The organism is Parasphingorhabdus halotolerans (assembly GCF_012516475.1).
Taxonomy (GTDB): domain Bacteria; phylum Pseudomonadota; class Alphaproteobacteria; order Sphingomonadales; family Sphingomonadaceae; genus Parasphingorhabdus; species Parasphingorhabdus halotolerans.
Genome location: NZ_CP051217.1, coordinates 1,963,258 through 1,975,861 on the forward strand (window position 1 = coordinate 1,963,258; position 12,604 = coordinate 1,975,861).

A 12,604-nucleotide genomic window follows, 5' to 3' on the forward strand; every position below is an offset into this window, starting at 1 on the left:
ATAGGCGGCCTTTATCAGTCGCCTATCCTTGTGACAAGCCTATGGATGGCGTTTTCATGACAGCAACGCATCGTTTTACGGAAATTTCCGGTCTCAAAAATAAACTCGGCATTTACCATATATTTACCATATCCAGCGCAAAACAGCCTTGAACGAATAGAAACATTGGGACCGGGCATGGAAAATCTTCGGAATAACGGCGAAAATAGCGATCTGGTTGTGGGTGCAGAGCCAGATTATGTAGCTTATGAAGACGATGTTCATAAGGACGATGCGGCTAAAGACGATAATCTTGACGCTGATGATACGCCAGATAATCCGCCGCCCGCCATCGGTCAGGACGAACGCCGGATGCATGTCCGCGCTTATAATTTCTGGGCCGGCCTGCTTGGCGAACGTCAATTTCCCAATGTTGAAGATCTCAATCCTGAAACGGACAATGATTTTGGGCCCAATAGCGTTTTGCTTGATTTCACCGATGGTGTTGAAAATCCCGCTATTCAGTTTCTTGGCCAATCTCTTCGCGAAGAATGTGACATTGATGATACGATAACATCCATCGAACAGGTTCCTTCCCGATCATTGCTTTCGAGAATTACCGATCACTATTTGCAGATTATCGCCAATCAGGCGCCAATTGGCTTTGAAGCAGAATTCGTCAATCAGCGTGGCATTACAATCATGTATCGCGGCATATTGCTGCCTTTCTCGACCGATGATGACAATATTGATTTTATCTACGGCGTTATCAACTGGAAAGAAGTTGCTGCCGATGCAATTTCTGTGCAGCTTGAGGATGAGATTGCCGAGGCCATGCGTTCCGCTCCTTCCAAAAAGGAAACCGGACCTGTCTGGGCAGATGGCCCGACAGCGGAAATATTTGATGAGCCAAAAGAATCTGCTGTTCTCGAGCTCACAGATACCCTGTCGGTCCAGCCCGATGAAGATGCCTCACTTGCCGACTGGCTTTCTGCCGCACGCAATAGCGCCGATAACGCTGCACAATGTGAACAACGCAGCCGCACGGCGCTCTACGAAGCCATTGGGCAGGCCTATGATTTCTACTTGATGACCAATAGTTATCCGGAAGACTATCAGACACTCCTTGAAGATTCTGGCTTAAAGGCCCAGGAACGCGCACCGATGACGCCAATCGTCAAACTCGTATTTGGTGTCAATTACGACAAAACACGGCTGACAGAATATGCCTCCGCACTGCGCTATGCAAGCGTGCATAACATTGGAAAAGGTGATTTTGCTGCTTATTTGGCGCAACATGACGGCGGCTTGAAAGCAGTTGTCAATTCAGAGCGTGGTTCACGAAATCCGGCTTGCACAGCTCCTGCACAAACCTCTCAGCACGAAGACGTGCTCGACCGATTGCGTGCCGCGCCATCCCGTCAACTTCATGATATTGATGCGGGCGAAGCGGAATTCGTCGTGCTGGTTGCGCGCAAGAACAATGAAGGCAATCTCTCCATAATCGGACCCGTGCTGGGCGACCAAAAACTGACTAATCGCGTTCTGCAAAAAACCAGCCTTTAGGCAGGATGACATCTGGTTGCCAATGTAACCAATTTGTCACGGCTGGTCGTAAATCCGGTATTCCTATCCCAAATGGATGCGGAAGCCACTTGAGCAATGCTACATAAAAGGCCATAGTTTTCCCGATGGCGGATTTCTTGTCATCTCCAATAATCCATTTTGGGGGATTATGACTGCTAGCCGGAAAAAACGTTCCGCACGATCCGACGCCACGCCATCTAAAAATACTATGGCAGACAAATTAACGTCTGAACTGGCTTCTGCTTTTCTGGAAAGCGCCTTACCGGGAGAGAATATCGGTTTTGATACCGAGGCCCGCGCCAAAGCGGTGGAATTCGCTTTGCGGTGCGCAGAAGTTCGTAAAACTGCTGAACCAAATCTTTTGATGGAAAGCGTCAGCGACGCAGATGGTAATCGCTATCTCAGACTTGCCATTGTCAATGACGATATGCCGTTTCTAGTCGACTCCGTGTGCGCTACTATTGCCGGATTTAACCTGAATATTGAACGACTTATTCATCCTGTCGTCGCGATAAAGCGCGATGATGCTGGCGAACTTCGCGACCTCAGTGCCGAAACGACGAGCGGAGAAAAACTGGAATCGTTTATCTACATCGAGCTTGAACGCACGGATGCAAAAACCAGGCGGAAACTGGAAAGAAAATTGCGCTCCAATCTCAATGACGTAGCGGCCGCGGTAACAGACTGGTTGAAAATTCAGATCGCGCTGGGCGAAGATGCTGACAATCTCCCTGACAACGAAGGTACCGCACTGATCCGCTGGTTCCTCGACCGCAATTTCACATTGCTCGCGCATGAAAAAATAGATCGTAATGGCGCACGCACAGATCAACTGGGTGTTGCCCGCAATCGTGAAATGCCCGCGTTATCTTCCGAAAGTTTAAAGCGAGCCTTTACCTGGTTCGACGAGGGCGGGCATGCACCGCTGATCATAAAATCAAACCGGACGGCGACTGTTCATCGTCACGTACTCAAGGATTTGATAATAATTCCGATCCGGGAAGCGGGCAAACTCTCCGGACTATCAATTACATCAGGCTTGTGGACGAGCGCGGCTCTGGCGGCACCGCCTGCCAAAGTCCCGGTACTCAGGTCACAAATGGCTCAGCTTTTCGACAAGTTCGAATTTGCGAGTGCCGGACATGCCGGCAAATCTCTAGCCCATGCTCTCACGTCGTTGCCGCATGATTTGCTTATCTCCTTCAAGCAGGAGGACTTGGAACGGCTAGCACTTATTTCGATGTCACTTCTGGATCGACCAAGGCCAAAATTGCACAGCGTAATTTCTCCGCTCGCTCGGCATTTATTTGCATTTGTCTGGCTTCCGCGCGAACAACTATCCACTGAGCGCCGCCAGAATATCGAAAAAATGTTGATTGGTGCTACGAACGCCAAAATATTGAGTTGGTCGAATACGCTCGATGAAGGCGGCATTTCGTCGCTGCGATACACCCTCGATATGAGCCAGGATGGCAAGTTTCCTGATCCCGATGTACTTGATAAAAAGCTTGAAAATATGGTCCGCGGCTGGCGACCCGAAGTGGAGAGCTATTTGCGTGAGGCGGGTCAGGAAAACCGTGCTGCAGCATTGGCACAGAGATACGCTGATTGTTTTCCAGGTACCTATCAATCAACCTACGGCGCCCAGGAAGCTGCCAGTGACATTTTGCACCTGTTCAGTCTTGAACGTGGCGGCGAAAAATCGACGCGCCTTTACCGGCTGGATCGCGACGAAGAGCATTTTCTGCGTCTCAAAATTTATCATTTGGGCGGAGCACTTCCGCTTTCGGATGCCGTTCCGACACTGGAAAATTTCGGTTTTTCGGTATTTCAGGAGATCCCAACGCCGCTTGATGAAGGGCGCTTGGGATATATTCATGACTTCCAGCTCGAGCTGCGTAACCCCGATCAGCGCGATTCCCTGATCGCACGCGCTACTGAAATTCAGGATGCAATAACCAATGTTCTCGAAGGACTGTCTGAAAATGACAGGTTCAACCAGCTAATTACGACTGCGGGCATTGATGCGCGATCAACGGTTTGGTTCAGAGCCTGGTTCCGCTATCTCCGCCAGACAGGGCTCAGCTATGGCCTGATCACGGTAGTAGAAGCTTTAGCCGAGGCCCGCGATGTAACCCAGGCTATGATCACGCTGTTTCGGGTTTCGCATGATCCCGCATTTACGGAAGATCGCGCTCTTGCAGCGGCCGAAGCGGTGAAGGCAATGGATGCCGCGCTGGTCCACGTCCACAGCATTGATGATGACCGCATTTTAAGACTTATAAGGGCGGTCATTGACTCTATTTTGCGAACCAATGCTTTTGCCAATAAACTGGGTGAAGCGTTGGCTTTCAAGATCGAGAGTGCAAAAATTCCGGAGCTGCCCGCACCTCTGCCGTGGCGTGAAATTTTTGTGTATAGTCCGCGAGTAGAGGGCATCCACCTCCGTGCCGGCCCGGTCGCTCGCGGCGGCCTGCGCTGGTCAGACCGGCGTGATGATTTCAGGACAGAAGTACTGGGCCTGATGAAGGCACAACGCGTGAAAAATGCCGTCATTGTTCCCACTGGTGCCAAGGGCGGCTTTTTTGCAAAGCAATTGCCATCCGGAGATGACCGGGACGCTTTTCTTGCTGAAGGCGTCGCTGCCTATAAAATTTTCATAAGGGCTTTGCTTTCCATAACCGACAACATCGTAGACGGATCAGTAGTCCCGCCTGAGAACATCGTGCGGCACGATGAAGATGATCCCTATTTTGTAGTTGCTGCTGACAAAGGCACGGCCAGTTTTTCTGATATTGCCAATCAGATTGCGATTGATCAGGGCTTCTGGCTGGGAGATGCTTTTGCCAGTGGCGGCAGCAACGGCTATGATCACAAAGTCATGGGTATCACAGCGCGCGGTGCTTGGATGTCCGTCCAGCGCCATTTTGCCGAAATGGGCGTTGATGTCCAAAAGGACCCTTTTTCAGTTGTTGGTGTCGGTGACATGTCAGGCGACGTCTTTGGCAATGGCATGCTTTTGTCAAAATCAATCCGGTTAGTTGCAGCATTTGATCATCGACACATTTTTATCGATCCTGATCCCGATGCGAAGAAGAGTTGGGCAGAGCGGAAACGTCTTTTTGAACTACCACGTTCCAGCTGGGACGATTATGACAAGGGCCTGATCTCAAAAGGTGGTGGCGTATTTTCCCGGCAATCGAAAACCATTGCAATATCCAAAGAAATAGCGGCGCTGCTGGGGTTACCGGACAGTTCTCCCGTGACTCCATCGCAGTTGATGACGGCCATCCTCGCTAAAGACGCTGACCTTTTGTGGTTTGGTGGAATCGGCACTTACGTCAAGGCGGCACTGGAAAATCACATTGAAGTCGGTGATCCTGCCAATGACAAAATCCGGCTAAATGCGAGCCAGTTACGCGCAAAGGTTGTCGGTGAAGGCGCTAATCTTGGCATCACCCAGGCTGCAAGAATCGAATTTTCCGCGCACGGTGGGAGAATAAATACTGACTTCATAGACAATAGTGCCGGCGTGGACTGCTCGGATAATGAAGTGAATATCAAAATTGCTCTAAATGCGGCTATGGCCAACGGCAAGATAGCGCCGCCAGCGCGAAATGAACTGCTAAAAGAGATGACGGAAGATGTCAGCGCGCTTGTTCTAGAAGACAATCGTTTGCAGGCATTGAGTCTGTCAATTGCGGAAATGGGCGGCCCGAAAACGCTGCCGTCCTATGTTCGCCTGATCGAACAGTTTGAAGAGCGGGGCCAGTTGAACCGGATCGTTGAGGGGCTGGCAAGCAACGAAGACTTTATGCGGCGTGCAGAAGAGCAACGCGGATTATATCGTCCTGAACTGGCCGTCCTGATTTCTACTGCCAAACTTGCGCTCCAGCATGCGATTGAGCAGAGCAATCTTTCAGAAGACCGGAGTCTGGATAATGAATTGCTCAACGCCTTTCCAAAGGCGATGCAGAGCAAGCACAAAGATGCGATATTGAATCACCAGCTCCGCAAGGAAATCATCGCAACCAAGCTGGCCAACCGGATGATCAACCGGATGGGGCTAATTGACCCATTTGAGCTCGCTGATGAAGAAGGCTGCTCGCTGGGTGAGGTTGCAATCGCCTTTGTTATGGCCGAGCGTATATTTCATGCCGACGCATTATGGGCCAGCTTGGATCGGGCAGAAATAAGCGAGGAAATCCGCCTGCTGCTATTTGATCGGCTAGCCTATGTGCTGCGCTCTCATATGGCAGATTTGATGCGAATTGGAGTTGTCGATGGTCAGATCGATGCTACCGTCAAGATGCTCTCTCCCGGCGTTCGCGCGCTCAATGATAAGGTTGATTCTCTCATCACCGCGGAAGGGCAATTACAGGCTGCAAAACAAACCAAAAGACTCGTTGAAGCGGGTGCAACACCCGAGATTGCTCAGAAAATTGCCAATCTCTATAAAAATGATGGGGCTGCGGGGATATCACATCTTGCCCAGCATCGCGAGATTGATGCCATAGACGTCGCCGCTGCTTTCACTAAATTGGGTAGCTTGCTTGGACTGGACTGGGCACAGATGACAGCCACCCGCATTAATCCTTCGGATCCTTGGGACCGTTTGCTCGTAGCCGGTTTAGCACGCGACTTTCAGCAGATGCGCCTTGATTTTCTGCGTCGTGCGCGCAGCAAGGATATGGATCAATTTGTCGAAAACTGGGTTGAAAAAAACATGAGCCGGGTGGCACAATTCCGCAAGATTATTGACCGTGCACAGCAATCGCCGCGACCATCAATCGCAATGCTCGCACAAATCGCAGGACAAGCGCGCATCATTTTATCGCGGTGAATTAGATCCAGATATCGAGCGTGTGTAGCGTCACCCCAACCAGGCCGCCCACCAGGGTACCATTAACGCGAATATATTGCAGATCTCGTCCGACAGCATTTTCGATCCGGTCCGTAATGGTCTGCGGGTCCCAACCGTGGATGGTCTCGGAAACCAGTTTTACGATATTGTCACCGTAACTGGCGACAACGCCCACGACAGCACGGCGAGCGAATCGGTTGAGCTGGCGGTTCAATATTTCATCTTGCTGTAAACTGTTGCCCAGTTGAATCATGGCGTCGCCCAATTGGCCAGTCAAGGCGGCGTCCGGATTGCGCGTTGCAGATAAAAGGGCTTCACGGCCGTGTTCCCACATTCCGTCAATCCAGTTGGCGATTGCCGGGTTTTCGATCATCTCGAGCTTCCACTCATCGACGCGTTTTCGCAATTCTGGATCGTGCTTGAGTTCCTGTGAAAGCCGAACCAGACTCTCTTCTGTTTTGGCACGGATGGGGTGATCGGGATCGGCGGCCATATCAGCCATGAGTTTATACATGCCGTCAACGACTTCGTTGGACAGCCTGTCATCCAGCCCGGTCCAACGCATGACCGTATTTGCCCGGTCATGAACCATCGTGCGAATGATATGCTCATTTGCATCCAATGTTCTGTAGGCCCATTTTATGGTGGAATCGATCAACGGCCCGTGACGATTTTCTGCCATTATCACGTCAAGAATTTGTCCAAGCGGAGTCGCGAGGTCGAGCTGTTTGGCTTGCTTCTTTACCGCTCCTTTGAACATTTTTCCCAGCCGGTCTTTGTCCAGAGATGCGATCACATCGCTCAACAGTCGCGATGCACCCATTTTCATCCGGTCTTGGCCGCCGCTTGGAGATTTCAAAAAACGACCGGCACCGCCAGCCATATCAACTCCGTGCATGCGCCGGGCGACGATTTTGGAGACTAGGAAATTATCCTTCAGAAAATTGGCAAGGGTATTGCCTATCCTGTCCTTGTTCCGGGGTATGATGGCGGTATGGGGAATCGGAATTCCCATCGGGTGACGGAAAAGCGCAGTTACGGCAAACCAGTCTGCCAGCCCGCCAACCATTGCTGCTTCGGCAAACGACCGTACAAAGCCAAGCGCAGGATGAACATATTCATAGGATTTGGAAGTGAAGTAGATCACCGCCATTACCACCAGCATACCTGTGGCGATAATCTTCATATCGCGGCCACCATTGTTGCCGTTGTCGGATCGCCTTAGGATGATTGCGCTACTTGGCTGGGACTTTAACGGCTTCACTCGGCGGGCTGAACCTCCGTTTTTGGGCCCGCCTCAACATCTTTACCGGTGCCGCTCAACAAGTATTTGCTGAAAAACCCACCCACTTTCTTTTCAATATCATCGGCAAGACTAAAGCCCGCTGGGACCAGTGCAAGGGTGAGGATAGTTGAAAGTATAAGACCGCCGATTACAACAATGCCCATAGGCGCACGAAACGCGCCTTCTGCGGATACGGCTGCCGCAGTAGGTATCATGCCCGCAGCCATCGCGACCGTCGTCATTACAATGGGCTGAGCCCTTTTGCGACCGGCGTCCACCAATGCTTCATATTTCGGAACACCTTTTTCCATTTCTTCAAGCGCGAAATCAATCAGCAGGATCGAGTTTTTGCCGACAATGCCCAGAAGCATCAGCGACCCAATGAGAACTGGCATCGACAGCGGTTGACCCAAAATCCATAGTAATATCAACCCGCCCAGCGGTGCAATGGTTAGCGAAGCCATATTGACGAGCGGTGCCATGAAGCGCCGGTAGAGCAAGACGAGAACTGCGAAAACCAACAGCAGCGCCGAGATCACAGCAATGGGGAGATTTCTCCCCAATTCCTCACTGATTTCATCAGCACCGACGGGCGCATTCGAAACCCCCGCCGGCAATTCGGACAATATGGTTTTATCCTGAATTGCCTTGTCAGCATCACCCTTGACCACGCCCTGTGCAAGGTCGGCACCAATTAACACGCGTCGCGACTGGTTGTAACGACGGATCGTCGATGGGCCTGAGCCAAAACTAATTTCCGCGACCCGGCTTAGCGGAACCGAACCCCCGCGCAACGTCTGGACAGGAAGATTCTCAATCATCGACAAATCACGACGCGATTCTTCGGGCAACATTACGCGAATTGGGATCTGGCGATTCGACAGTGAAAATTTTGCGCTATTCTGATCGATCTCCCCGAGTGTGGCGATGCGGATTGTCTGGCTTAGCGCCACTGTTGTCACACCAAGCTGTGCTGCCAAATCGAGGCGCGGCTTTATTTGGATTTCCGGTCGACGAATATCGGCGCTGATACGCGGCGCGACGACTTCCGGTATTGTCTTCATCTGTTCAACCAAAGTAGCTGCCGTACGATCTAGCAGTTCAGGATCGGAACCGGAAAGCATGACCGAGATGGCACGGCCCGTCCCGCCACCACCTGGGGTCGTAAAGTCACGGAACGACACCTGCGCGTCAGGGATTTCCTTGAACAGCTGCGCAACATCGCGTTCAAACTCCTGGCTGGTGCGTTCGCGCTCCTTGCGCAACCCCATGAAAATTGTGACATCGCCTTCCCGAATATTCTGAAGCGCGATATCTACTTCCGGTTGTTCATCCAATATGTCTGCAACGCGCGCCGCTACCTCTTCCGTGCGCTGCAAAGTCGTGCCCGGGACCATGTCAATTTGACCTATTGAGAAGTCGACGTTGGAATTAGGGAAAAGTTGTGCCGGAAGGATGAAAAACATCCCTATCATGGCGACGAAGGCACCGACTCCAACCATCACCATTTTCCACCGATTAATCAGGGACCATTCTAGCAGTTGGACATAGCGGTCCATCATCGGACCCGTTGCATGATCCGCTTCGCCTTTTGCTTTCATGAAATAGGCCGCAATCATCGGCGATATCATCCGCGCAACCGCCAGACTCATCAGTACTGTAACTACAACAGTAAGTCCGAAATTTTGAAAAAACTGGCCGGAAATGCCGGGCATCAGACCGACCGGCAGGAATACGGCGACAATCGAAAAAGTTGTCGCAACAACAGCCAGACCAATTTCGTCAGCAGCATCAATCGAGGCCTGATAGGCGGATTTACCCATTCGCATGTGCCGGACGATATTCTCAATCTCGACAATGGCATCGTCAACAAGCACACCGGCAACCAGACCGAGTGCAAGGAGACTCATTTGGTTGAGCGAAAAGCCCAGCAGATCCATGAACCAGAAAGACGGAATTGCCGAGAGCGGAATGGCGATTGCGGCAATGAACGTAGCACGCCAGTCGCGCAGGAATAAAAACACCACGACGACCGCGAGCAACGCACCTTCAATCATCGCCGCGATTGAGCTGGTATACTGGTTTTTGGTAAAATCGATCGTTGAAAAAGTACGCTTGAATTTAATACCCGGATTTTCTTTTTCGATAGCTTCGATTTCCGCGATTGCACCGTCATAGACGCTTACATCTGAACCGCTCTTGGCGCGTTGAAAACCAAAAGTCACAACCTGTTTACCGCTGATCTTGTTGATTGATCGCTGTTCACCATAGCCATCGGAAACCGTGGCAACATCCTTCAACTGAACCGTCCGTCCGTCTCCCAGCGAAATCTGCGTTTGGCTCAGTTCATAGGCGGTATCAGCATTTCCAAGCACGCGCACAGATTGCCGTGAACCGCCGATTTCGGCCTGCCCGCCGCCAGCATCAATATTGATTTGACGAAGCGCGCCGTTGATTTGACCGACCGTCACGCCAAGGGCTTGCATCCGCTGCGGATCAACGACAACACGAATTTCTCGATCAACCCCGCCGCCGCGAAATACTGTTGCCATGCCCTCAACGCTGAGTAGGCGCTTGGTGACCGTATCATCTACAAACCAGCTCAATTGTTCCAGCGTCATATCGGTCGCGCTGACCGAGAAATAGGCAAGGGCATTGCCGAAAGCATCGACCCGGGTAATGCGTGGTTCCAATATGCCTTCGGGCAGATCACCGCGAATCGTGTCTATCGCATTTTTGACATCATTCACCGCCTGATCAGCGTCTTTGCCGATTTCGAATTCGACAAATGTACGGTTTGATCCTTCCTGCGCAGTTGAGCTGATGTTTGCAACACCATCAAGCGACTGCAGCGCGGAATCAACAAGTTGGGTAATCTGCGATTCGATTTCCGATGGGGCCGCCCCTGGCAGTGTTATATTTATTGTCGCGGCTGGAAAATCGATATCGGGATTGTCGTTAACCTCCATCCGGGCGAAACTCACCATGCCGGCGAGCAACAAGCCCAGAAAGAATACCAGTGGAACGACAGGGTTTCGGATCGACCACGCGGATATGTTGCGGAAATTCATGCTTTACGTGCCCGCTGGCACCGGAGCGGGGCTCTTCTTCTGTTTCTCAGGCTTAACAAGTTCTCCGGGATTGAGAAAACCACCCGCGAACAATACCACGCTTTCATTACCCGAAAGGCCTTCGGTAACGGTTACACCGTCAGAAGTCACCAGACCAGTTTTGATATCGCGACGGACAGCCTTGTTTGCCTTACTCACGATATAAACATAACTGCCGGTTTTGTCGGATAGCACAGCGGTATGAGGTAGCAGCGGCGCAACGGCCGAACCAGCACGGATTTGTGCGCTGGCAAAGCCGCCGGGACGGAGGGCTCGGTCATAGCTAAGCGCTACCCGAGCAATACCCTGACGCGATTGCGCATCAATAGTCGGAGAAATTTGCCAGACTTGGCCTGTAAATGTTTTATTGGTACCGACCGGTATCACATCAACCGAAACGCCAACCGACAGGTTCGCCAGTTCTTCTTCGCTAAGCCTCGCCTGCAGTTCCATCTCGCCATTCTGGGCGATTCGAAACAATATTCCGCTGCCTTGCGTTACGGTCTGGCCAGGTTCAACGGCGCGTTCGAGAACGAAACCACCCTTGGGAGCAACAATACTCAATCGCGCGTTCCGTGCGCGCGCTTCGCCGAGTTGCGCTTGCGACACTCGTAGTCTGGCCGCAGCCGAATCGCGGTTTGCGGTCAACCGGTCGATATCGGCTTTTGAAATAAACCCACGCTCAACCAGTTTCATCGCACGATCAAGATTGGCCTGTGCCAAATCAAGATCCGCACGCGATGCACCAATTGAAGCCTGCAAACTGGCGATCTGCTGATTCTGAACAGATTGGTCGATACTGGCCATGACCTGACCCTGCTTCACCCAGTCACCGGCATCGACGTAAACCCGGGTGACGCGTCCGCCTTCACCTACGACACCAACAGGAATTTCATGCCTGGCAGCTAGCGATCCAGTTGCATTTATGGTCCGGCTGATCGTCTGGGTACCAGGGCTAGTAACGGTGACCACCGGTGCTTGCCCGTCCTCTTCGGTAGCCGCCTCTTCACCCGCCGTTCCGGCACTATTAATTGCGAAATAGGCTGCTGCTGCCACAACCAGCGCTGCAACCACGACGGCGATGATAATCCAACGGCGGCGGACCTTTTGCTCTGTCTCTTCCTGAGTTGCCACACCGATATCTTGTCCGGAAATTGTGGATTCATAGTTCATAGTCGATACTCTTCATCGCGATTTTCGCAGGATTTCATTGTCCAATACACCAAACGTCCATCAAGAACACTGGAAAACCGCAGTTTATATTATTCACTGTGTTATATCAATAAACCAGTGGCGACAAGGCCAAAGCGGGTTCCCATCGCTAGATTCCGGTGTTGTTCAAATAGTTCGGCACATGACTGACGACCAATCAGCAAAAAAAGGGCCTGTAATCCACCAACAGGCCCCATATTTCGACAAACGTATTTGACGAAAAGTCGATTATTTTGACGTCTTACCGAACCCGACCGCGCTGGACCAGGTTAACGATACCTAGCAAGATGATCGCTCCTATAACCGCAACAATCAAGCCAGTGATGGAGAATTCCTGTACGCTACCCGATATTCCGAACTGGTTGGCGACCAAATTGCCAATTATTGAACCAACACAACCGACCACAATATTCCAGAAAATGCCCATGGATGCGTCACGCCCCATAACCATGCTAGCCAGCCAACCCGCAACACCACCTACTATTAAAGCAATAATCCAACCCATGAAATCCTCCTGCATTTTGTCCGACACATCACAAATACGTGTGTCCTATGAACGTCAGTTTA

6 protein-coding genes are annotated in these 12,604 nt (G+C 51.5%); 2 read left to right on the plus strand and 4 right to left on the minus strand.

Annotated features, from left to right (window positions below; translation table 11 throughout):
* Positions 1–177 precede the first annotated feature (177 nt).
* The gene (locus HF685_RS09685) at positions 178–1,545 is read left to right on the plus strand and encodes a PAS domain-containing protein (RefSeq protein ID WP_246218569.1); all 1,368 of its coding nucleotides are present in this window, start codon (positions 178–180) and stop codon (positions 1,543–1,545) included.
* Positions 1,546–1,774: 229 nt separating this feature from the next.
* Positions 1,775–6,409: an NAD-glutamate dehydrogenase gene (locus tag HF685_RS09690; RefSeq protein WP_246218570.1), complete on the plus strand. Its 4,635-nt coding sequence runs from the start codon at positions 1,775–1,777 to the stop codon at positions 6,407–6,409.
* Position 6,410: 1 nt separating this feature from the next.
* On the opposite strand, the gene HF685_RS09695 is transcribed toward HF685_RS09690, so the two are convergent.
* The 4 genes from HF685_RS09695 to HF685_RS09710 all read right to left on the minus strand — a co-directional run bounded on the left by HF685_RS09695 (position 6,411) and on the right by HF685_RS09710 (position 12,542).
* Entirely contained in the window at positions 6,411–7,616 is a 1,206-nt protein-coding gene (locus HF685_RS09695) for a DUF445 domain-containing protein (protein ID WP_168819606.1), read from the minus strand.
* Between the two features lie 74 nt (positions 7,617–7,690).
* Positions 7,691–10,786, minus strand: a complete 3,096-nt coding sequence (locus HF685_RS09700) for an efflux RND transporter permease subunit (protein WP_168819608.1) — start codon at positions 10,784–10,786, stop codon at positions 7,691–7,693.
* 3 nt (positions 10,787–10,789) lie between these two features.
* The gene (locus HF685_RS09705) at positions 10,790–11,998 is read right to left on the minus strand and encodes an efflux RND transporter periplasmic adaptor subunit (protein ID WP_168819610.1); all 1,209 of its coding nucleotides are present in this window, start codon (positions 11,996–11,998) and stop codon (positions 10,790–10,792) included.
* Positions 11,999–12,278: 280 nt separating this feature from the next.
* Complete coding sequence (locus HF685_RS09710) at positions 12,279–12,542, minus strand: GlsB/YeaQ/YmgE family stress response membrane protein (protein WP_168819612.1); 264 nt, start codon at positions 12,540–12,542, stop codon at positions 12,279–12,281.
* Positions 12,543–12,604: the final 62 nt, after the last annotated feature.

Bases quoted from the DNA above. Each gene is read 5' to 3' on its own strand.
- HF685_RS09685 (WP_246218569.1), top strand. From the start codon at position 178: ATGGAAAATCTTCGGAATAACGGCGAAAATAGCGATCTGGTTGTGGGT.
- HF685_RS09690 (WP_246218570.1), top strand. From the start codon at position 1,775: ATGGCAGACAAATTAACGTCTGAACTGGCTTCTGCTTTTCTGGAAAGC.
- HF685_RS09695 (WP_168819606.1), bottom strand. From the start codon at position 7,616: ATGAAGATTATCGCCACAGGTATGCTGGTGGTAATGGCGGTGATCTAC.
- HF685_RS09700 (WP_168819608.1), bottom strand. From the start codon at position 10,786: ATGAATTTCCGCAACATATCCGCGTGGTCGATCCGAAACCCTGTCGTT.
- HF685_RS09705 (WP_168819610.1), bottom strand. From the start codon at position 11,998: ATGAACTATGAATCCACAATTTCCGGACAAGATATCGGTGTGGCAACT.
- HF685_RS09710 (WP_168819612.1), bottom strand. From the start codon at position 12,542: ATGGGTTGGATTATTGCTTTAATAGTAGGTGGTGTTGCGGGTTGGCTG.